At 37.6% G+C, this 21,980-nt stretch carries 20 protein-coding genes; 9 read left to right on the top strand and 11 right to left on the bottom strand.

Going from position 1 to position 21,980, the window contains the following annotated elements; all coding sequences use genetic code 11:
• Nucleotides 1-7: 7 nt before the first annotated feature.
• The 4 genes from lolB1 to hemW form a co-directional block, all read right to left on the bottom strand.
• On the bottom strand, nucleotides 8-811 hold the full coding sequence (gene lolB1, locus ACTCNA_RS02070) for a lipoprotein insertase outer membrane protein LolB1 (RefSeq protein ID WP_462946237.1): 804 nt from the start codon (nucleotides 809-811) through the stop codon (nucleotides 8-10).
• Entirely contained in the window at nucleotides 812-2,578 is a 1,767-nt protein-coding gene (locus ACTCNA_RS02065; protein WP_462946236.1) for a tetratricopeptide repeat protein, read from the bottom strand. It abuts the gene before it with no gap.
• Between the two features lie 3 nt (nucleotides 2,579-2,581).
• Nucleotides 2,582-3,016, bottom strand: a complete 435-nt coding sequence (dut, locus tag ACTCNA_RS02060; RefSeq protein ID WP_462946235.1) for a dUTP diphosphatase — start codon at nucleotides 3,014-3,016, stop codon at nucleotides 2,582-2,584.
• Between the two features lie 109 nt (nucleotides 3,017-3,125).
• The gene (hemW, locus tag ACTCNA_RS02055; RefSeq protein WP_462946234.1) at nucleotides 3,126-4,259 is read right to left on the bottom strand and encodes a radical SAM family heme chaperone HemW; all 1,134 of its coding nucleotides are present in this window, start codon (nucleotides 4,257-4,259) and stop codon (nucleotides 3,126-3,128) included.
• Nucleotides 4,260-4,300: 41 nt separating this feature from the next.
• On the opposite strand from hemW, the gene ACTCNA_RS02050 reads away from it, so the two are divergent.
• Nucleotides 4,301-4,678, top strand: coding sequence for a VanZ family protein (locus ACTCNA_RS02050; protein ID WP_462946233.1), 378 nt, complete (start codon nucleotides 4,301-4,303; stop codon nucleotides 4,676-4,678).
• A gap of 21 nt (nucleotides 4,679-4,699) precedes the next feature.
• Here the strand turns inward: ACTCNA_RS02050 and ACTCNA_RS02045 are convergent, their stop codons facing one another.
• The 3 genes from ACTCNA_RS02045 to ACTCNA_RS02035 form a co-directional block, all read right to left on the bottom strand.
• Nucleotides 4,700-5,143: an RrF2 family transcriptional regulator gene (locus ACTCNA_RS02045; protein WP_073167805.1), complete on the bottom strand. Its 444-nt coding sequence runs from the start codon at nucleotides 5,141-5,143 to the stop codon at nucleotides 4,700-4,702.
• Between the two features lie 41 nt (nucleotides 5,144-5,184).
• Nucleotides 5,185-5,634, bottom strand: coding sequence for an RpiB/LacA/LacB family sugar-phosphate isomerase (locus tag ACTCNA_RS02040; protein WP_462946232.1), 450 nt, complete (start codon nucleotides 5,632-5,634; stop codon nucleotides 5,185-5,187).
• A 117-nt stretch (nucleotides 5,635-5,751) separates the two neighbouring features.
• Nucleotides 5,752-7,233, bottom strand: coding sequence for a lipopolysaccharide biosynthesis protein (locus tag ACTCNA_RS02035; protein WP_462946231.1), 1,482 nt, complete (start codon nucleotides 7,231-7,233; stop codon nucleotides 5,752-5,754).
• A 69-nt stretch (nucleotides 7,234-7,302) separates the two neighbouring features.
• Between ACTCNA_RS02035 and ACTCNA_RS02030 the strand changes: the two genes are divergently transcribed.
• Nucleotides 7,303-8,376, top strand: coding sequence for a glutaminyl-peptide cyclotransferase (locus ACTCNA_RS02030; protein ID WP_462946230.1), 1,074 nt, complete (start codon nucleotides 7,303-7,305; stop codon nucleotides 8,374-8,376).
• Here ACTCNA_RS02030 and ruvB read toward each other — a convergent pair.
• Nucleotides 8,368-9,390, bottom strand: coding sequence for a Holliday junction branch migration DNA helicase RuvB (ruvB, locus tag ACTCNA_RS02025; protein ID WP_462946229.1), 1,023 nt, complete (start codon nucleotides 9,388-9,390; stop codon nucleotides 8,368-8,370). The two genes, ACTCNA_RS02030 and ruvB, sit on opposite strands and share 9 nt — an antisense overlap.
• On the bottom strand, nucleotides 9,383-9,766 hold the full coding sequence (locus ACTCNA_RS02020) for a response regulator (protein WP_462946228.1): 384 nt from the start codon (nucleotides 9,764-9,766) through the stop codon (nucleotides 9,383-9,385). The genes ruvB and ACTCNA_RS02020 overlap by 8 nt, the downstream gene beginning before the upstream one ends.
• 693 nt (nucleotides 9,767-10,459) lie before the next feature.
• Here ACTCNA_RS02020 and ACTCNA_RS02015 point away from each other — a divergent pair.
• Genes ACTCNA_RS02015 through mnmA form a run of 7 tightly spaced genes read left to right on the top strand, consistent with a single transcriptional unit; the run spans nucleotide 10,460 to nucleotide 19,636 of the window.
• Entirely contained in the window at nucleotides 10,460-13,477 is a 3,018-nt protein-coding gene (locus ACTCNA_RS02015) for a DUF4175 family protein (RefSeq protein ID WP_462946227.1), read from the top strand.
• A gap of 2 nt (nucleotides 13,478-13,479) precedes the next feature.
• Nucleotides 13,480-13,887, top strand: coding sequence for an ATP-binding protein (locus ACTCNA_RS02010; RefSeq protein ID WP_462946226.1), 408 nt, complete (start codon nucleotides 13,480-13,482; stop codon nucleotides 13,885-13,887).
• A complete protein-coding gene (gene ybeY / locus ACTCNA_RS02005; protein ID WP_462946225.1) occupies nucleotides 13,884-14,321 on the top strand; it encodes an rRNA maturation RNase YbeY in 438 nt (145 codons plus the stop codon). Before ACTCNA_RS02010 ends, ybeY begins: the two co-directional genes overlap by 4 nt.
• Nucleotides 14,318-16,198: a tRNA uridine-5-carboxymethylaminomethyl(34) synthesis enzyme MnmG gene (gene mnmG, locus ACTCNA_RS02000; protein ID WP_462946224.1), complete on the top strand. Its 1,881-nt coding sequence runs from the start codon at nucleotides 14,318-14,320 to the stop codon at nucleotides 16,196-16,198. The genes ybeY and mnmG overlap by 4 nt, the downstream gene beginning before the upstream one ends.
• 38 nt (nucleotides 16,199-16,236) lie before the next feature.
• Complete coding sequence (locus ACTCNA_RS01995) at nucleotides 16,237-16,755, top strand: adenine phosphoribosyltransferase (protein WP_462946223.1); 519 nt, start codon at nucleotides 16,237-16,239, stop codon at nucleotides 16,753-16,755.
• A gap of 5 nt (nucleotides 16,756-16,760) precedes the next feature.
• Nucleotides 16,761-18,587 (top strand): excinuclease ABC subunit UvrC, encoded by a 1,827-nt coding sequence (gene uvrC, locus ACTCNA_RS01990; RefSeq protein ID WP_462946222.1) that lies wholly within the window; start codon nucleotides 16,761-16,763, stop codon nucleotides 18,585-18,587.
• Entirely contained in the window at nucleotides 18,584-19,636 is a 1,053-nt protein-coding gene (gene mnmA, locus ACTCNA_RS01985; RefSeq protein WP_462946221.1) for a tRNA 2-thiouridine(34) synthase MnmA, read from the top strand. The genes uvrC and mnmA overlap by 4 nt, the downstream gene beginning before the upstream one ends.
• On the opposite strand, the gene rsgA is transcribed toward mnmA, so the two are convergent.
• Nucleotides 19,637-20,587, bottom strand: a complete 951-nt coding sequence (gene rsgA / locus ACTCNA_RS01980; RefSeq protein ID WP_462946220.1) for a ribosome small subunit-dependent GTPase A — start codon at nucleotides 20,585-20,587, stop codon at nucleotides 19,637-19,639.
• Nucleotides 20,588-20,919: 332 nt separating this feature from the next.
• Nucleotides 20,920-21,980 (bottom strand): hypothetical protein (locus ACTCNA_RS01975; protein WP_462946219.1); only part of this gene is annotated, 1,061 nt, incomplete at its 5' end.

Raw genomic sequence — 21,980 nt, 5'->3', positions numbered from 1 at the left:
TACATTTTTAATTCACCCTGATCTTTTCGTATTTATCGGGGATACGAAGCGTGAGTCCATCAATTTTATCGGTTGAAAAACCATTCATTCTAAGTTTCAAATTAATGCGTTCTCCGGGTGAAATCATGGTCATTTCAATGGTTCCGGGGTAATCTTTCTTCTTCACTTTTTCAAAATCATCAAAAACCATTTCGAGTTCCCGGGCATTCATTTCATCGTTTACAACCAATTTTGTAAGTGCGTAATTGCGGGGACTGAAATACATTTTTTGCTTTTCGCCTGACTCGAGCAGAAACAGTCCCTCTTCAACCGATGAATTGAAGTTCACTAAATTGCTTCTCTTCTCGTAATTATGATAGGAAAAAGCGTTATTTGAAATGATGGACTGAACGATTTCAAAATTGAGTTTCGTGTTTAAAAAGCGGCTCAAATAGGAATAGTCGTCAACAAAATAGTTGCGGTCGATGTAATTCACGTATTTCACACTGTCGGGAGTGAGCAGAACGCGTCCAACCGGAATATTGATTTTACTGATGGAAACCAATATTTTTTCATCCTTTATTGCTTTAAGGTTGACACGGAAATTGGTGTTGTTCTGATTACTCGAAAACCGGCAGTTAATCCGTCTGATAGTAAGAAAATCATAATCGAAGGCATTTTGTTCCACCCTTCTTACCAGTTTTCGTGTGCTCAGTGGTTTTATGGAGTCATCAGTCAAATTGCGGGTTGTCCGGCACGACGATAATCCCAAAGCCGCAATCAGTACCAAAAAAATAACTAACCTTCTCCATCTCAAAACATCTTCTTTCATCTATTCTTCCAGGTATTGCTTTTCGTCAATTTTTCGCTGCAGCAGTTCGGATTCGCCGCCAAACTCAATTGCTTTTTGCCAGTATTTAAGCGCTTCGTCGGTTTCTTCCATTTTAATCAAAATATCGCCGTAATGCTCCAGCAGGGTTGGATTTTCTTCTCCTCCGTTATCAAGGGCCGATTTCATGTAGAATTTGGCCAGCGAATAGTCGCCTTTCTTAAACAGCACCCAGGCGTGTGTGTCGAGGTAAGTGGGATTATCCGGAAAACGTTCGATAACTTTTCCGCTCATACGCTCGGCCTTGTCGAGGTTCTTTCCGGCCAGTGAAAGGTAGTAGGCATAATTATTCAATGCAATGTGGTTATCCGGGTCCAGTTCTACCGATTCATCAAATATTTCGAACGCTTCCTGCTGGTTGCCCAATTTATATAACGCTTCGCCTTTCAGCATCAAAAACCGGCCTTCCATTTGTTTATTTTCAACCACGTACATTAATCCTTCCTCGGAAACGGAGACTGCTTCTTCAAATTTTTCGAGCTGAACACATGCCACGGCATTTAAAAAATAGGTTTGCGGCTGATTGGGAAATAAATCTATTGCTTCGCGGCTGTGTTCATACAAGGCTGGCCAGTCTTGCAAATCGTTGTCGATAAAAAGCAGCCGCTCCCAAAGCATGTAATCGTTTTTTTCAATTTCAAGCGCTTTCAGTAACTCTTCACGGGCTTCTTCAATCTTGTTATTTCTAAGCATTTTTTCAGCCCGGATGGTGTAAACAAGATGTTCGTCAGGATGCGTTTCGGCCAGTATTTCAGTGAGCTCATCTTCCTGTTCGGGTGTTAAGTTCGATTGTTCAGGATTGGAAGTAAGCATCATATAAAGTTGCAATTTGGTCTGAATATCAACCTCTTCGCTTCTGAATCCTTTTTTTGTTTCTTCGAACGATTTTTCCGGCTGCCCGTTTTGCAGGTAATAGTTGGCGAGCGAAAAATGTACAAATCCGTTTTCAGGGTCAATTTCTTTAATTTTCTGATAGTATTTCATGGCACTCACCGAATCGCCCTGGCTCTGGAATAAATCGGCCATCAACCCGTAATATTTGGGTTCGTCGGGATTGCTCTCAATCAGTTTTTCAATTTCGTTAAATGCCTTTTCTATCTGCCCTGTTTCTTCGTACAACTGTTGTTTGGCCACCGAAATTTGTTCGTTTATCCCGGCTTGTTTTTCCAGTTTATTGTACGTTTCAATGGCTTGTTCAAATTCTCCGGCATTAGACAACAAAAGAGCCTTCCGATAGAGAAAATCCAAATTTTCGGGTTCAGCTTCGATTAATTCATTATAAACTTCTGCAGCTTTGCCATACTGGCGGGTTTGCTGGTAAATCTGTGCCAGCAATATTTTATACCACTTGTTTCCAGCGTTCAGTCTAATAGCTTTTTCGAGTAAAAGCGATGCACTGGTAAAATCGTTATTGGCGGCATGAATACTGGCCAGCTCGTACATGGCTGCCGAAGAATTGGGATCAATATTCAAACAACCCGAAAAGAGTTGAATGGCTTTTTGCGGATTGCCCAGTGCTTTTTCCTTCAGGGCCTCCACAAACAAATATTCAAACTTTTTCTGATCATCCTCGGCTAAATCAACTGTATCCTGAGCGGCATTATTTGATTGATTTTCTTCCTGTTCTGCAACTTTTTTAACTCCTGAACACGAAAAAATTATTCCGATCAGAAGCAAAAAGGTCAGCCATTTTATAGTAATATTCTTCATTTTTCAATTATTTCCGGTATGTCCAAAACCTCCTGCACCGCGTTGTGTTTCGTTGAGTTCTTCCACCAAATTCCATTCCACTTGTTCGTGCGAGGCAATCACCATCTGGCAAATGCGCTCGCCGTTCTCAATCACAAATTCCTCGTTGGAAAGATTAACAAGAATGACCCTTATTTCCCCCCTGTAATCGGCATCGATGGTTCCGGGCGTGTTTAAAACCGTAATTCCTTTTTTTATTGCCAGTCCGCTGCGTGGCCTTATCTGCGCCTCATAACCTTTGGGTAATTCAATAAACAATCCGGTGGGTATCAATTTCCGTTCCAGTGGTTTCAACACAACCGGTTCATTCAAATAAGCGCGCAAATCTACTCCTGCCGACATTTCTGTGCTGTATTCCGGCATCGGATGATTGGATTGATTAACTATTCTAACCTGCATATATTCCTGTTTTTTAAAAGACCGCTAAGATAAAGTTTTTCACAGAGACGGCACATGCGATTAACATTATTTATTAATTCGGCTGTTGATTCAACCATTTGGTTAACAATCAAATAATCATCAGGTTCGCCATAATGTCATCTGAAACAAATAAACCTTCACGTGTTAGTGTAAAAATCCCGTTGTGCTCTGTTACCTTCTTATTCTGAATGTATTTTTCAATTTCGCGGGCAAAATAATCCGCCTTGTTTTTACCAAACCGCTCGCTGATAGTTCCCGGTGAAAGGCCCCATTTGGTGCGAATATTTGTTAAAATATACTCGTTGAACTTGTCTTTTTCCGATAACTGTTCTTCCTGAAAATACGATGATTTATTTTCGATGGCATTGCAGTAAGCTTCAACATGAGCCACATTCCAGCGGCGTGTTTCGCCATCAAACGAATGGGCCGACGGACCCAGCCCGAGGTATTTTCCGCCCGTCCAGTAGGCCGTGTTGTGTTTCGAGTATTTTTTATTCCGCTTCCGCGCAAAATTGGAGATTTCGTATTGCTCAAATCCTGCATCTAAACAACTGTCCAACAAAATATTAAACTGTTCAACACTTTCATTTTCCGAAAGTTCAGTCAGCGTACCTTTCTTCAGCCAGGTATAAAAAGGGGTTCCTTCGTGGTACGTTAAATGGTAGGCCGAAAGATGTTCTGCCGGAAGTTGAAAAGCACTATTCAGGCTATGTTTCCATTGTTGGGAAGTCAATCCGGGCAAGCCATAAATCAGATCAATACTAATGTTGTTGAAACCTGATTTCACTGCGTTTTCAACGGAATTTACCGCCTGTTTTGCGGTATGCCGGCGGTTCATTTTTTTCAGGTGTTCGTCATGAAACGACTGAATTCCAATGCTAAGCCGGTTTATCCCGGCATGAAAAAGTGAAGTAAGATAAGCCTGGTTTAAATCATCGGGGTTGGCTTCGAAAGTGATTTCGGCATCTGGTGTAACTGTAAACTCTTTGTGCAACAGATTCAGAATTTCTGCCAGCTCATTTTCTGTTAAAACCGAAGGAGTACCTCCACCAAAATAAATTGTTTCAACAGGTTCGTTCTGTAAAAAAAATTTTCTGGAAACAATTTCGTTGGCCAAAGCATTGAGAAATACGGATGTGAGATTTTGATTTACAGTTTTATAAAAATCGCAATAGTAACATTTTTGGCGGCAAAAGGGGATATGAATATAAATTCCTGCCATACTTTTTGTTACTTTGCTTTGGTTACTAATTCAGAAAATTAATGAAAATAAAACTTTTTATAAAGCCTTTAGCCTGGCTGGCTCTCATTTGTTATGGACTGTTTATTCCGGCCAGCGATCTGCCCACCAAACCATTTTTAACCATTCCGCATTTCGACAAAATAGTACATTTTGGATTGTTTTTTGTTTTTTGCCTCCTGCTCTTCAGGCCTTTTCGCAGATTAAATGTTAACCCTTACATTTTTGCACCGGCTGTTTCAATTATTTTAGGTGCTTTGCTCGAAATTACACAACACATACTGTCTTCAACACGAAGCAGCAATTTATACGACTTTATGGCAAATACCGCCGGAATAGTTGCTTCCATCTTCTTTTTCTATTTTTTTGTTTCAGGAAAAAAATGGGAACCAATATTTTAGCAGAATGCTGAACTTATAGTTTCAAAGCTTTATAAGATCATCGTATTTTTCGATATCCTTCCCAATTATTTCCAGCGAGGTTTCCTTGTAAAATTTGGCAATTTCGGAACGCAGTTTATCGTATTGTGAATGAACCGGGCACAATGGTTTTGAAGGATCGTGTGTACGGCAGGGTTCTAACCTGATTAAGCAGTTGGTAAAAAACTCTTCGCCATCAACTTTGGTAACAATATCCCAAAGAGAAATATCCTGTGTTTTTTTGGCCAAAGCAAATCCTCCGTTGGGCCCTTTTGTTGAAACAAGCAGTTTTTGTTTTACCAGGTTTTGCAAAATTTTACCCAAAAAAGGAGAAGACAAACCCAAATCTTCGGATATTTTTTTAATCCCAATCATTTGATCTTCCTTCGAAAATTTCGCGAGATAAATCAGTGCCCTTAAAGCGTATTTACATGTATTAGACAGCATAATTCCTGTGTTTTAATTTAACTTCTTTTATTTCTTATATTCTATTTTAGTGGAATTTTTGCAATTCTCCGGGCATGGCGTCCGCCTTCAAACTCGGCATTTAAATAAGCCTCTGCAATATCAATAGCTTCCTGGTTTGTAACAAACCTGGCAGGAATAGCACAAATGTTGGCATCGTTGTGTTGTTTTGCCAAAGCTCCAATTTCGGCATTCCAACAAATGGCCGACCGGATATTCTGATGCTTATTGGCCGTTATGCTAATTCCCTGACCACTTCCGCAAAACGTTATTCCTTTTTCATACTCACCTTTTTCAATGGCCTCGGCTATTGCATGGGCAAAATCAGGATAATCGCAACTCTCAGGGGAATAGCACCCAAAATCTTTATACGGAATTCCTTTCTCCTGAAAATATTTTATAATGACTTGTTTTTTTTCAAACCCCGCATGGTCGCTCGCAAGTGCTATTACAGTATCTTCTAACTTCTTCATTCGTGCAAAATTAATACTTTTTGATATTTATTTCATTTTTTCTTTTTGTTAATTTAAAACTGGAAAAATTAAAAATTTAAATATATGATATTCAGATTATTAAAAATACAAGTACCTTTAATTCTTATTTCGTCTTAATAAATTTTTGAGGTCTCTTTTTTCAATTTTATAAACAGTAAAAACAAAAATGGCCAGAAATAAAGTGTGAAACGGATATTTTACTGCCGGTTGCAAATGGTTGGTAAAGTGAGAACAACCAAAAAGCACGAGGGCAACCAAAAAATAAGTTCCTATCCGTTTTAAATTGTAAGGAACGGGGTAATATTTCTGCCCCAGGAAATAGGAAATCACCATCATGATAAAAAAACTGATTAACAGGGTTGCTGCCGAGCCTTTGTAGCCATATAACGGAATCAAAATAAAATTGAGGGTGATGGTAATTACTGCCCCGGTTATTGAAATATAGGCCCCGTAGCGCGTCATATCGGTGAGTTTATACCACAACGAAAGCGTGAAATAAATACCAAAAAACAGGTTGGCCAGCATAATAACCGGAACAATTGAAAAACCCTCTTCATATTCTATCGGAATAATAAGTTTTATGATATCGATATAAAGCATCATTCCCAGAAAAATCAGCAACCCGAAAACCACAAAATACTTCATGATATCGGCATTGATTTTTTTATCGTATTTGCTTTCGGCCCGCGAAAAAAAGAAGGGTTCAAAAGCATAGCGGAAGGCCTGGATAAACATGTTCATCAAAACGGCAATTTTTACTCCCGCCCCGTAAATTCCCAACTGTTCCATCGGATTTTGATCTTCCGGAATCAGAAAAGGAATCAGAATTTTATCGATTTGCTGAATTAAAATACCAGCCATTCCTACCACCAGGATGGGAAAAGAATAACTCAGCATTTTTTGAAGCAGTGCCCTGTCAAAATAGAATGAAAATTTGAATATTTCGGGCAGTAACAGCAAAAGAGTTACAATGGATGCCAGCAGATTTGAAATAAAAACATAGCCCACGCCAATGTCGGAGGAATACACCAACTGCACAACCGAATCGGGGTTGTTCTCCATCAACCTTGGACAAAGCAGCAGGAAAAAGAGGTTAAACGCAATGTTAAAACCAATGTTAATCAATTTAATCACCGCAAATTTCACAGGCCGGTTGTTTAGCCGCAGCCGGGCAAACGGAATAGCGGTAAAAGCATCAATAGCCAGTATAAACCCGAACCATAAAATATACTCAGGGTGTTCAGGATATTGAATGAGCGCCGCCAGCTCGTTTTTAAAAAGCAGGATTAAAACCAAAAACAGAGACGAAGAAAAAAACAGCGAAATCAATGCGGTGGAATAAACTTTTTCGGATTCGGAATTTTTGGAGGCAAACCTGAAAAAACCCGTTTCCATTCCGTAGGTTAAAAACACCATTAAAAAAGCAACGTAGGCGTATAAATTGGTTACTATTCCATATTCACTGGGCACAAACAAGTTGACATAGAGCGGCATCAGCCACCAGTTTAAAAACCGGCCGACTATACTGCTCATGCCGTAAATAACTGTTTCTCCTGCTAATTTTTTTAATGGATTCAAAGTTGCTGTATTTTGAAGCAAAGATAGTATTTATATAAATTTTATCTTTGAAAAGAAATTTTGTTGAAAATGAATAAAACTTTTTTCCCGGCAGTACTGATTATTTTTTTGTTCGTAACTTTTATTTCCTGTTCGAACAAACCAAAACGTTCGCGAAAACCGGTAAGCAGCATTACAATTGAACCGCGTGCCCGAAATTATATTTACGGAAATTCAGTTGCAGTTGATGTAAAAACCAAACTGCGCAACGGCGAAATTGACAACATTAAACTCTATTATGAAGACGAACTGATAAAAGAGAGCAGCGACCTCGAATTCAGGGCCCAAAATGTGGTACTCAAAAATGTTGGACGGAATATCTTCAGGGTAGTGGCCATGAAAACCGACAGTGTGAGCAACACGCGGGTTATTTCGGTAAATGTGGTTTCTGATATTGAACCGCAACAATTCACCTACAAAACCGTGAACAACTATCCGCATAACACCAATTTTTATACACAGGGACTGGAAATACACAACGGATTTTTATACGAAGGCACAGGCGAAAACGGATCTTCGGGCTTATTTAAAACTGACCTGAAAACGGGAAATATTTTGCATGAATACCTTTTAGACGATAAATATTTTGGGGAAGGAATTACCATCTTGAACGATAAAATTTACCAGCTCACTTACCGCGCCCAAAAAGGTTTCGTTTACAATTTAAGCGATTTTGCATTAATCGACTCTTTTAAGTATAAATCACAACAAGGCTGGGGATTGACTAACGACGGACAAAACCTGATTATGAGCAACGGTTCGCACGAAATTATTTGGCTCGACCCTGAAAATTATTCTGAAATAAAACGCATTCAGGTGGCCAATAACAAAGGGATAATCAACAATATAAATGAGCTGGAATATATTGACGGTAAACTTTTTGCCAATATATATACCACCGAAATGATTATTGAAATTGACCCGGAAACAGGAAAAGTACTTTCTGAAATAAATATGAACGGCATTCTGAACATGTATCAGAAACCGGGTGAAAAAATCGATTACATGAACGGAATTGCCTGGGATGCTGAAAATGACCGTCTCTTTGTAACCGGTAAATGGTGGCCGCGCGTATTTGAGATTGAGTTGGTTCCTTCAGAATAGTGTGGGATTATCGCCATATTTCACTCTTCCCAAATGTTTATATGCCAGTTCGGTAGCTTCTCTTCCGCGAGGTGTTCGTTTAATAAATCCTTCTTTTATCAGAAATGGTTCGTACACCTCTTCAATGGTTCCGCTGTCCTCTCCCACTGCTGTTGAAATGGTTGTAATTCCCACCGGTCCGCCTTTAAATTTATCGATAATGCAAAGCAGAATCCGGTTGTCCATTTCATCCAGCCCGTATTTATCGATATTCATGGCTTTCAATGCCATTTTTGTAATATCGATATCAATTTTCCCGGTTCCTTTTACCTGCGCAAAATCGCGCACACGGCGCAGCAACGAGTTCACAATTCGCGGTGTTCCGCGGCTCCGACCGGCAATTTCTTCAGCGGCATCTTCATCAATTTCTACTTCAAGAATTTGTGCCGAACGTTTTACAATTTCTTTTAAAACGGTATTGTCGTAATATTCGAGGTGCGAATTAATGCCAAAGCGAGCCCGCAGCGGCGATGTTAATAAGCCCGAACGGGTGGTGGCACCAATCAGGGTAAACGGTTGCAGTTCCAGTTGTACGGAACGTGCACTGGGCCCCTTGTCAATCATTATATCGATCCGGAAATCTTCCATGGCCGAATAAAGATATTCTTCCACAATGGGCGACAACCGGTGAATTTCGTCGATAAAAAGGACGTCCCTTTCTTCAAGGTTGGTAAGCAAACCGGCCAGGTCGCCGGGTTTATCCAATACAGGGCCGGAAGTAATTTTAATGCCCACATTCATTTCGTTGGCAATAATATGCGACAAGGTGGTTTTTCCCAGCCCGGGCGGGCCGTGCAGTAATACATGGTCGAGAGCTTCATTACGCAACGAAGCTGCTTTTACAAAAATTTTAAGGTTTTCAACAATCTGGTATTGTCCGCTGAAATCGTCAAACTGCAGCGGCCTGAGTTTCCGGTCGAGTTCCCTGTCGCTTTCCGGATAATTTTCACCTCTGATGTCAATTTCTTCACTCATTCCCTTCACCTGTAAGTTGTTCAATTACAGTGTATAATTCTTCTGGAGAAAATGGTTTTGGCAAATAATCGTTCATTCCTGCATTCAAACATTTCTCTTTGTCGTTATCAAGAGTATTGGCAGTCAGCGCCACTATCGGCACCCCGTCATTAATCCCTTTTTCTGCCTCCCATTTCCTGATTTCATCTGTAATTTCGAAACCATTTTTTTCGGGGAGCATAATGTCCATTAAAATTAAATCGAACGAATTACTTTTTACTTTTTCCAGGGCATCGCGCCAGTTGGTTACATTTAAAACCTCATAATTTTTTTTCTTTAAATGAAAACCAACTACTTTTTGATTTAATAAGTTGTCTTCTACTAAAAGTATTTTCAAGGTTTCTATATTATATTAATTAAAACAAAAGTAATAGATTAATACTAATAATTATAGTCTGTTCATAACTGTTGATTACTATTTTTAATAACTTTTAAATATACATTACACGTAATATCTAACAAATTATAAACATACTTTTTACTAATAATTTGTTGTTCCATAAATAATTAATTATTTTTTCCACAACCTGTTAATACTAATCATACAAATTCAAATTAAGTTATTAATGGTTTATTATTTGTGAAGAAATTGGCCGAAAAAATTAAAAGATTTTGAATTGATATTGTAAAATAATTTTATCGGTTAAAAAAGTTTACGAATGCAAATTTTATTATAAAAGATTAATTTTGTTTTTTCACCATGTGTTAAAACAATTGTTAATAGTTGCTGTTTTTTAAAATGCTGTTGGTAAATAAATTAGAATAAATGACTGAAAATTTCAACATACTTGTTAATAAACTAAATTCCTTTCGGGTTAAATACTATTTGTATAAACTTGTGAAGGGTGTTTTGCTCACTTTATTTCTGCTATTGGTTTTATACACTGCCTTTTCACTTGTTGAATATTTTGTTTATCTGTCTTCCGAAATACGAAAAATACTGTTTTACGGTTTTGTGATTTTTGGCGGTTTACTCACATTGCAGTTTATAATGGTACCGGTTTTAAAGCTACTGCATGTTTTAAAACCCATGAACATTAAAAAGAGTTCGGAGCTGGTCCAGAAACATTTTGGTGATATTAAAGATAAATTGCTGAATATTATTGAGTTGTCAAGTATTTCAGATTCAAATTATTCCAACGAAATTGTGCTGGCCAGTATCGACCAGAAAATTAATGAGTTAAGTATTTTCAATTTTAACGACGCTGTTCAGTTTAAAAATCTGCGGCTGGTCCTTTACTATTTTTTATTTAGCCTGCTGGTAACTTCAACCATTTTTATTGTTGACAGGTCAATTTTTACCACCGCTACCAACCGGCTTGTACATTTTAATACTGAATTTGTAAAACCCGCGCCTTTTTCATTCAACCTGCTAACAACCGATTTGAAAGTGCAAAAAGGCAATTCCCATAAAATTAAGGTTGAATGCAGTGGAAATGAACTACCACAATTAGTTTACATTAATATTGAAGGGAATAATTACCTGATGAAAAACACTTCAGCCGGAGTGTTCGAATATGAAATAGCGTCGGTTATTAACCCGGTTCAGTTTTATTTTACCGATTTGAAATATCAATCAGATGTGCACCAGTTAGAGTTGTTGCCAAAACCGGGAATTACAAATTTTAATGTTTCAGTTTTTCCACCTAAATATACCGGACTGCCAAACCAGGAGCACCAAAACACAGGCGATTTACAAGTGCCTAACGGAACAAAATTAGAATGGAACTTTAAGGGAATTGACATCGATACGGTTTATTTGGCGCTCAACGATTCAACAACTATTGGTGCCCAAAAAACTGACAATGGTTTCACGGTTGAAAGGCAGTTTTTCAATTCATCAAAGTACAATGTGTATATAAAAAATGATGTAACAGAGCCCGAACTGGCACTTTCTTATGGAATTGATGTTGTGCCGGACCTGTTCCCGGAGATTCAAATTGTGCGAATTCAGGATTCGCTGCAAATGACCCGTTTCTTTTTTAAAGGGGTTATCGGCGATGATTACGGGTTTTCTGATCTGAAATTTCATTACAATATTAATAATACTGATTCGGCCGTTTCTATTCCTATTGTCAAAAATTTAAACGACCAGGATTTTTATTTTAGTTATAATTTTGCCAACCTTTCCGATGAATCAGGCACTGTTTTCTACTATTTTTCGGTTACCGACAACGATGTTATAAATAATTACAAAACAACAACTTCTGATAATTTTGTATTTAAAATTCCGGAGAAGGAAGAATTATTAGCCAGCGAAAAAGAGAAGTTTGAAGACATTGAAAATAAACTGCTGCAAAGCCAGGAGTTGGCCAAAGAAATTCAGAACGATTTACAAAACCTGCGTGTTAAAAACATGGATTCCAACATTTCGGAATGGGAAAAATCGCAGATGGTAAACGATGTAATATCAAAACAAAACAAGCTGGAGCAGTTATATGATCAGATTAAAAAAAATAATGAGGAGCTGAACAATTACATGAATTCTTTCAATAAGCAAAATGATGAAATTAGGGAAAAACAACAGCAGATTGAAGAATTACTGGAAGATGTTTTTACGGATGAACTGAAGGAATTACTGGAAGAATTCAACAAGCTGGCCGAGGAGTTCAACAGTAAAAAGCTCAACCAGTTGTCGGATCAAATGGATTTGAGCTACGAAGATTTGCAAAAACAACTTGACCGCAACCTTGAGATGTTGCGCAAAATGAAAGTGGAACAGAAACTTCAGAGTGTAATTGATGATATCAACCAAATGGCCGGTGAGGAAGAAAATCTTGCTGATGAAGTTTCTGAAAATTCTAATTTTGAAGAGGTTAGTGAAAAAGTGAGTGATCACGAAGAGGATTTGAATAACCTTGAGCAGGAAATAAACGATGCCCTGCAGATGAACGAGGAACTCGAAAAACCAATGAATTTCGATGATTTCCATGAAGAACTCGATGACATAAAAAATAACATGCAGGAAAGCCAGGAAGAGCTTGGTAAAAAGAACAAGAAAAAATCAGGTTCAAGTATTAAAAACACTTCAGAAAAAATGAAAAATACGGCATTTGCCATGCAGCAAATGCTCAATTCAAACACCATGCAGCAAAACATGGAAAATATTCAAAATCTGCGACAAATTTTAAGCAATTTGATTTATCTCTCGTTTACTCAGGAAGAGGTTTTGGAAGGACTGACAAGCATAAGTCCAAATGATCCGGTGTTGAATGAATTGAACCAGAAACAACGGAAAATAAGAGATCAAAGTCAGATTGTGAAAGACTCGTTGTATGCGTTGGCCAAACGAACTCCTGCTCTCGGCAGCATGGTTAATAACGAGCTGCTTTCAATGGAAATGAACCTCGATAAAGCACGGGAACAGATGGATGAAGCCCAGTTCCCGAATGCACGTGCCAGCCAGCAATATGTAATTACAGCTACCAATAACCTGGCGCTCATGTTAAACGAGGCGTTGCAAAACCTCGAGGAGCAAATGGCCAATGCGCAACCGGGCAATCAGCAATGTGAAAATCCCGGGCAGGGCAAACCCGGAATGAACCTCCTTAAACAACAATCGGAAAATATTAAACAACAGTTGCAGCAAATGATTGATCAGATGAAAAACGGCCAGGGACAGCCAATGAACCAGCAAATGGGCCAGTCGCTGATGCAACACGAAATGATGCAGCAAATGTTGCGTGAGATTATGAATAACGGAGAAGTTGGCAGCGGCGCGCGAAAAGCGCTTCAGCAAATTGATGACATACTTGAACAAAACCGCAAACAATTGATGAACAAGAATGTGAATGCGGAAATGATTGCCCGTCAAAACAAGATTACAACCCGTTTACTTGAAGCTGAAAAAGCTGAACTCGAACGTGAATTTGAAGACAAACGCGAAAGCCGCACTGCCGAAGATTTTTACAGTAACCCTGCCGAATTTTTCGAGTATAATGAAGATGAAAACTTTTCAATTGAGTATTTAAACAGGAATTCGCACAAGCTGACCAACTTTTATAATAATAAATACAAACAATATTTAAATAACATTGATAGTAAATAAAATTGACTGAAGCTCCTGAAATACTGGTTATTAAATCTGATTTAAGTGAGTTAAAAAAGACAGAGGATTTTTTACTTTCATTTTTCAGAAAAAATAATTTGTCAGATGAATATTTTAAGCGTGTATTTTTGTGTTTATCAGAGGCTGTGGTTAATTCCATTCAGCACGGTAACGGAAACGACTGTAATAAACAGGTTTCCATTCAGGCTGATTGTAAAAAAGAATTTATTACCATACAAATTAGTGATGAAGGGGATGGATTTGATTACAATAACCTTGAAAACCCAACTCAAAGGCATAATATTAAAAAGGAATCAGGAAGAGGAATTCACATCATTAAATCGTTGAGCAACGAAATCGAGTTTAAAGATAGTGGAAATTGTGTTCAGTTTAAAATTAAATGTAAGTGAGTGATATAGCGTTTTTTTTTGAAGATATTGCATCGTTTGAAACCAATCAGGATTTCATTAAAAACCAGTTACAACAGTTAATTATTGAAGAAGGGAAAGAGCCGGGAGATATTTCCGTAATTTTTTGTTCTGATGATTATTTACTGGAAATGAACAAAAAACACCTTCAACATGATTATTATACAGATATAATTACCTTTAACTATGTTGAGGATTTATTAATATCGGGCGATTTATTTATTAGTGCAGACAGAATTAAAGATAATGCCGCTAAATTTGAAGTCGCATTTTTAGAGGAGTTGTACCGGGTAATTTTTCATGGGGTTTTACATTTGATAGGATACAATGATAAAACCGAAGCAGAACAAAAGGTGATGCGCCAAAAAGAAAATTATTACCTGGCGAAGGTAGATTTTAGGAGATTGAAAGAATGAATTTAAAATATGATGTTATAGTAGTTGGGGGAGGTCATTCCGGATGCGAAGCAGCAGCGGCAGCCGCCAACCTGGGGTCGAAAACATTACTGATTACCATGGACATGACAAAGTACGCTCAAATGTCCTGTAATCCTGCAATGGGTGGCATTGCCAAAGGTCAGATTGTTCGCGAAATTGATGCACTTGGTGGGTACTCAGGTATTATTGCCGATAAAAGTACTATTCAGTTTCGCATGTTAAATTTATCCAAAGGGCCGGCAATGTGGAGCCCGCGCTCACAAAACGACCGTTTCAGGTTTACTGAATTTTGGAGAAATACCCTCGAAAATATTCCGAATCTTGATTTGTGGCAGGATGCGGTCACATCATTGTTGTTAAATGACAAGAAGGTAACAGGAGTTCGTACTAAAATTGGCGTTGAATTTCAGGCCAATACAGTAATTCTCACGAATGGTACATTTCTGAATGGGCTGATACATGTGGGTTCATCGCAAATGAAAGGTGGACGAATTGGCGAGGCTGCTTCGTATGATATTTCTGAACAATTATTGGGAGTAGGGTTTAAAACCGGCAGGTTAAAAACCGGAACCCCGGTACGTATCGATGGACGAACAATTGATTTTTCAGAATTGATTGAACAGAAAGGTGATGAGGACAATTTTAAATTTTCATATCTGCCTGGTACGCAGTCGAAATTAAAACAACGTTCTTGCTGGATTACATATACCAACCCAATTGTTCATAAAGAGCTGGAAACCGGATTTGAGGTTTCACCTATGTTTGATGGAACTATTCAGAGTACAGGACCCAGATATTGTCCAAGCATAGAATCCAAATTGGTAACTTTTGCTGAAAAAGAGAAGCACCAGCTATTTCTGGAACCTGAGGGAGAAAACACGGTGGAGTATTATCTAAATGGGTTTTCCTCTTCCCTGCCCTGGGATGTGCAGTATAAAGCAATGCAAAAAGTTCCCGGACTTGAAAATGCAAAAATTTTCCGGCCGGGTTATGCTATCGAGTACGATTATTTTGAACCCACTCAGCTTCATCACACGCTTGAGACAAAACTTATCAGCAATTTATATTTAGCCGGGCAAATTAATGGTACAACCGGTTATGAAGAGGCAGGTGCCCAGGGAATCGTTGCGGGAATAAATGCGCACCTGAGGTGTCATGATTCCGGCAATGATTTTATCCTGAAACGCGATGAAGCTTACATTGGGGTTTTAATTGACGATCTGGTTACAAAAGGTGTTGATGAACCTTATCGTATGTTTACCAGCCGGGCCGAATTTAGAATTCTACTTCGCCAGGACAATGCCGATGTACGTTTAACCGAAAAATCCTATAATTTGGGTCTTGCTTCTCCAGAACGCATGAAATTATTGAAGCAAAAAACTGAACTTATTGCACAGATTATTGACTTTACTAAAAAGTTTAGTGTTAAGCCAAAGTTTGTAAATCAGTTACTTACAGAAAAAGGAACATCCGAATTAAAGCAAGGCGTTAAACTTCACGACATAATTTTACGCCCTCAGGTTTCGATATTTGACTTGGCAGAAACCCTCTCCCCTTTTCAGGAGTTTATTGAAAGGGTTCCGGGTGAGCGAAAAAAGGAAATTATTGGGGGAGCTGAAATTTCAATAAAATACGAAGGGTACATTAACCGTGAAAAATTACTGGCCGAAAAGTTAGATAAATTCGAAAATATTAATATTGAGAATAAGTTTAATTATGATGAATTAAAATCTTTGTCAACAGAAGCCCGCCAAAAATTAGAAAAAATTAACCCCAAAACCATTGGGCAAGCCAAACGAATTTCAGGCGTTTCTCCATCCGATATAAATGTTTTATTAATTTTGCTTGGCAGATAAATTTAATGTTTCACGTGGAACAAAAAACCAAATCAATCATGGATTTAAAAAGTAAAATCAGGGAGATTCCTGATTTTCCAACCAAAGGAATAAGTTTTAAAGATATTACTACGCTTTTAAAAGACAAGCAAGCTTTTCGGTTTGTTACTGATGAGATAGTAACAGAATTTAAGGAAAAACACATATCAAAAGTTTTGGGAATTGAATCACGTGGATTCATTTTTGGTGGTGCATTGGCCCGCGAATTAGATGCAGGTTTTGTACCAGTTAGAAAAAAGGGAAAATTACCCGCCGATAAAATTTCAGAAACCTACGAACTTGAGTATGGAACGGATACTATTGAAATGCATAGCGACGCGATTTCAAAAGAAGATGTTGTTTTAATTCACGACGATTTACTGGCCACAGGTGGCACAGCCAACGCGGTATATAATATATTGAAAAGAGTTGGTGTGAAGAATGTTTATTTCAGTTTTGTTTGCGATCTTGAATTTATTAAGACCCCGCAAAAAAAAGTAATCCAAAAATTCAATCCACATATTTTGGTTAAATATTAGGTTTTGTGAAATACCAGTCAAAAAATGGAGATATTGATTATTTAAAGAACCTGATTTCCGTGCTTCCCGGGAAACCGGGCATCTACCAGTTTTTTGACAATACAGGTAAAATTATTTACATAGGGAAAGCTAAAAACCTCAAAAAACGTGTTTCCAGCTATTTTTCAAAACAGCATGACAACCATAAAACTGCTTTATTGGTACGTAATATTGCCGATATAAAACATCTGGTAGTTGAAACCGAACAGGATGCGCTGCTGCTTGAAAATAACCTTATAAAAAAATACCAGCCACGTTATAATATCCGGCTAAAAGACGACAAAAGTTATCCATGGATTTGTATTAAAAATGAACCATTCCCGCGGGTTTTTAAAACCCGAAATTTGATTAAAGACGGTTCCAAATATTTTGGTCCCTACACCTCCATTTATACTGTGCGCACACTGCTGGATCTGTTTAAATCAGAGTATAAATTGCGAACCTGCAATTATCAATTAACCAAAGAGAATATCCAATCCGGCAAATATAAAATTTGCCTTGAATATCACATTGGTAATTGCGAAGGGCCATGTGAAGGGCTTGTTTCGGCTGAAAAGTATAACCAGGGAATTGAGGATATTACCAATATTTTAAAAGGAAATATTTCAGGGGTTATTAAGCATTTGGAACAACGTATGGATGAAATGGCTTCTGAAATGAATTTTGAAGATGCACAAGAGATTAAAGAAAAATATGAATCCCTTAAACGTTATCAAAGTAAATCAACTGTTGTTTCTCCAACTATTTCAGATGTTGACGTTTTTACAATCGATCAGGATGACATGTTTGCGTATATTAATTATTTGAAGGTTATAAAGGGGGCTATTATTCAAACCTATACACTCGAAATTAAGAAGATCCTGGATGAAGCGTCCGAAGAGCTACTGCTTGCCGGAATTGTAGATATCCGGCAGAAAATATTCAGTAATGCCAAAGAAATTTTAGTACCGTTTTTGCCCCATCAACAATTGAAAGATGTCGTGTTTAAAGTACCCCAGCGGGGTGATAAAAAGAAATTACTGGACCTATCCTACCGGAATGCCAGGTATTTCAGGCTTGAAAAGGATAAACAGCTGGTACAAAAGAACCCAAAAATAAGGGAAGAACGTGTTTTAAACACGATAAAATCTGATTTAAAATTAACAGAATTGCCCCACAGAATCGAATGTTTTGATAACAGTAACTTACAAGGATCTAATCCTGTAGCTGCTTGTGTGGTTTTTAAAAATGGAAAACCACTTAAAAAGGAGTATCGCCATTACAATATTAAAACTGTTTCCGGACCAAATGACTATGCATCGATGGAAGAGGTTGTGTACAGGCGTTACAAACGTTTAATAAATGAAAACAAGCCGATTCCTCAGCTTATTGTTATTGATGGCGGAAAAGGACAGTTGTCGTCTGCTGTTAAAGCGTTGGAAAAGCTTAATTTGAAAGGAGTTATTTCAATTATTGGAATCGCAAAACGGTTAGAAGAAATTTATTTTCCCGGTGATTCTGTTCCGTTATATATCAATAAAAACTCCGAAACATTAAAAGTAATTCAACAACTTAGGGACGAAGCGCACAGATTTGGTATTACTTTTCACCGGCAAAAGCGATCCAAAAGTATGACTGATTCTGAATTGTTGCATATTCCCGGGATTGGAGAAAAGACAGCACAGAAATTATTGCGCGATTTTAAATCGGTAAAGAATATTAAAGAAGCGACACAAGAATCTCTTATTAAGTCAGTTGGAAATCAAAAAGCAACTATTTTATTTCAATATTTTCATCCGGAGAAACAGAAATGAGCAGGAAAGTTTTACTTGGAATGAGCGGTGGAATCGACAGTTCTGTTGCAGCAATAATCCTTCAGGAGAAAGGATTTGAAGTTATTGGTATAACATTTCTATTTTCAGGGAACAGCGATATTGACCATCATCCCAGTGCCTTAAAAGCGAAGCGTTTAGCTCAAAAATTAGAAATCAATCATCATACAATTGATTTAAGAAATGAGTTTAAAGAATTGATTATCAGTTATTTTGTCAATAGCTATAAGTACGGAAATACTCCTTTTCCCTGTGCAGTCTGCAATCCGCAAGTAAAGTTTCATAACCTGAAAAAGTATGCTGATAAATTCTTGTGTGATTATATTTCCACCGGACATTATGTAAATATTGTGGTGAATAATGGCGGAAAATATATTTCAGTCGGTAAGGATAATGAGAAGGATCAATCATTTTTCCTGTGGGGATTATCACAAAATTTGATTCAGCGCCTGATTTTTCCTTTGGGGAATATGTTTAAAGATGATGTTCGCAAATATGCTGAAAATAAAGGTTTTAAATTACTTTCTGGTCAAAATGAGAGTATGGGCATCTGTTTTATTGAAGGGAATGATTATAGAACATACCTCACTGAATTGGGATTAAAATCTGAACCCGGTAATTTCATTAACAGAAAAGGAGAAGTATTGGGAAAACACAAAGGTATTTTTCACTACACTATTGGACAACGAAGAGGATTGGGAATTCATCTGAATAAACCTGTTTTTGTCCAGGAACTTCTACCCGAAACCAATGAAGTGGTTTTAGCCGATTTTGATGAATTGTATCGTTCTGTATTGTACCTGCAAAACACTCATTTTGTTCATGTTGAAGCATTGAATATTGAAAAAATTTATACAGTAAAAATCAGGTATCGATTACAGGAAACACCTTGCAGGATTCGCATTTTACCACAGGATGAAGTTGTCGTTGAGTTGCAAGAGCCTGTTGCTATGGTAGCCAATGGGCAAACAGCTGTAATTTACGAAGATAAACGAGTAATTGGCGGCGGGTTTATTTCTGGTTCGGCTTGATTAATAAGGTTTTCGGTATTTGTCATCTCCCTCGAGCAACCCCAAATAACTTATAAACCGGCTTTGGGCTACTTCTCCATTTCCTACAGTTTCTTTAACGGCACAGCCCGGTTCGTGTGTATGGGAGCAGTTATTGTACTGGCAATTTTTAGAAATCCTGAAAATCTCAGGGAAATAGTGGGAAATTTCCCAGGCTTCCATATGAAGCATCCCGAAACCTTTAATTCCCGGCGTGTCGATTACGTATCCTCCAAACGATAATTTATAAAGGGCCGTAAAAGCAGTGGTATGTTTCCCCGTTTTGTGCGTATCCGAAATTTTAGCCGTTTTCAGGTTGAGGCCGGGCTGCAGTAAATTTATAAGGGTTGACTTCCCTACCCCGCTGTGTCCGTTAATTACATTCGTTTTGTTTTTCAGGTTTTCTTTCAAATCATCCAATCCTGTTCTATTTTCAGCAGACGTTTTCAGGCATTTGTAACCAATTTTGGAATAGATGGCTATCAGTTCATTCATTTTTTCAGTTTGTTCTGCATCGTACCTGTCCGTTTTATTAAAAACAAGCAGAACAGGAATCCGGTAAGCTTCGGCTGAGGCAAGAAACCGGTCGATAAAAGTGGTGGTTGTAACCGGCCAGGCAATGGTTACAATCAGCACTGCCTGGTCGATATTTGCAGCAATAACATGCGATTGTTTTGAAAGATTGGGTGATCGCCTGACAATATAATTTTTACGGTCTTCAATTGCAGTTATCCAGCCCCGTTTTTTATCAAAATGGCTTTCCGGATCATCCTGAATGATAAAATCCACCTTGTCGCCAACAGCAACCGGATTGGTGCTTTTTATTCCTTTAATCCGAAAATTGCCTTTAACCTTGCAATCGAAAACCTCTCCGTTTTCATCCTCAACTGCAAACCAGCTACCGGTCGATTTTATAACTAACCCTTTTTTCAAAACAATAAATTTTCAGCAAAAATAGTTAATTGTATTGAAAATAAACAACGCAGATTAACTTGTTGGTTTATATGATTTTCCACGTGGAACAAACAGGCCGGCATAAAATTTCGTTTTTTTTTGTTTGCTTGGCTGCATCGTTAGTTTGTTGATATTGTGATGGTTACGCAGACTCGTATTTTCCATAATTTTTTGTGAAGTTCAGCGGGAAACCAGCCTGTATTTGGCAGGATCGGAAGATTTCATTAAAAATCCTGGAAAAAGGAAAGTGATTTTGATAGTCTTCTTAAAAAGTGTATAGATTATCAATCAAAAATAATTCATTCTAAACCTCACTTAAAATCATCTCTAAGAATATTTTTAATATAATCAGGCCTTTTGAATGATAAATTTTCAGGCTTTACCAAATAACTATTTTCATAAACAATACTTCCCAATTTTTTATCCGCAGGACCTGGTCCAGTCATCTCTGGTCTTGGAGAACTCATAATTGTCTCTCCATACAAAGATTCAGGATGATTTGCACTAATAAACAAATGCCCCATCTCGTGAGGGAATGTTCCCCACCCATATCTTCCTGCTTTAAGATAGACGATCCCTCTTGAATGTATTGGAGGACTATCAAGAATATACATTGCATCCCCTGTGTTATAATGATCTTTTCGAGGCACAACAACAATAATCCCTTTAGAAGGCAGAATCTTGGCAGGTTCAAAAATTTCATTCCAAACATAATCTTCATAAGTTGTATCATTTCCAAATACAATTTGTTCAGGTTTTATTTCATAATGTCCAATAATTCCTCCAATATTTTCTTTATCCAATAATTTCTGCTTAAACACTTCTTGCTCTTCTTCAGTAAAAGTTCCGCCTGTATATGGATCTTCATCCAAAATCCTTATTCTTTCAAGACCTTTATAATTTTCAAATTCAGGTAATCCTCCAAGAATACTTCCATCAAAATCAAATCTTACACCAAGATAGGGAAAAGGATTTGAAAAACGAGTAGTTTCTAAAACAAAACTCTTAAATTCATCTTTCCGATTTTCATAAGGTTCATAAGGAACTGTCCTAACTAAAACATTTTTTAAATTTTCTTTTGGAATATTCTGAACTCTAACCCATCCCTCATAATTTTCTGGAGTTCCTTGACGGGCCATCAAAAGAACATCTTCTAAATCTGAAACTTTTTTATCAAATTCCATCTCAAATTCTCCATAATTATTAGTTACATTTCTTCCTTGTTCATCAGAACTATTAGAAAAAAGTTTCAAAGTATCATTCCCAATAACTTCATATGGAACAATAGTTGCTTTAATTCCTTCATGACTTTCATTACTTTCAATAATTCCCTTTAATCTTGCAAGTTCATAGATAGTTCCATTTTTAGAAA

The organism is Tangfeifania sp. (assembly GCF_055108615.1).
This window is presented reverse-complemented; position numbering and strand designations above follow the sequence as displayed.

Excerpts from the sequence above, each read along its gene's own strand:
- ACTCNA_RS01995 (WP_462946223.1), top strand. The coding sequence starts at position 16,237 with ATGGATTTAAAAAGTAAAATCAGGGAGATTCCTGATTTTCCAACCAAA.
- dut (WP_462946235.1), bottom strand. The coding sequence starts at position 3,016 with ATGCAGGTTAGAATAGTTAATCAATCCAATCATCCGATGCCGGAATAC.
- hemW (WP_462946234.1), bottom strand. The coding sequence starts at position 4,259 with ATGGCAGGAATTTATATTCATATCCCCTTTTGCCGCCAAAAATGTTAC.
- lolB1 (WP_462946237.1), bottom strand. The coding sequence starts at position 811 with ATGAAAGAAGATGTTTTGAGATGGAGAAGGTTAGTTATTTTTTTGGTA.
- ACTCNA_RS02050 (WP_462946233.1), top strand. The coding sequence starts at position 4,301 with ATGAAAATAAAACTTTTTATAAAGCCTTTAGCCTGGCTGGCTCTCATT.
- ruvB (WP_462946229.1), bottom strand. The coding sequence starts at position 9,390 with ATGAGTGAAGAAATTGACATCAGAGGTGAAAATTATCCGGAAAGCGAC.
- mnmA (WP_462946221.1), top strand. The coding sequence starts at position 18,584 with ATGAGCAGGAAAGTTTTACTTGGAATGAGCGGTGGAATCGACAGTTCT.
- ACTCNA_RS02040 (WP_462946232.1), bottom strand. The coding sequence starts at position 5,634 with ATGAAGAAGTTAGAAGATACTGTAATAGCACTTGCGAGCGACCATGCG.
- ACTCNA_RS02015 (WP_462946227.1), top strand. The coding sequence starts at position 10,460 with ATGAACATTAAAAAGAGTTCGGAGCTGGTCCAGAAACATTTTGGTGAT.
- mnmG (WP_462946224.1), top strand. The coding sequence starts at position 14,318 with ATGAATTTAAAATATGATGTTATAGTAGTTGGGGGAGGTCATTCCGGA.
- ACTCNA_RS02030 (WP_462946230.1), top strand. The coding sequence starts at position 7,303 with ATGAATAAAACTTTTTTCCCGGCAGTACTGATTATTTTTTTGTTCGTA.
- ACTCNA_RS02045 (WP_073167805.1), bottom strand. The coding sequence starts at position 5,143 with ATGCTGTCTAATACATGTAAATACGCTTTAAGGGCACTGATTTATCTC.
- ACTCNA_RS02065 (WP_462946236.1), bottom strand. The coding sequence starts at position 2,578 with ATGAAGAATATTACTATAAAATGGCTGACCTTTTTGCTTCTGATCGGA.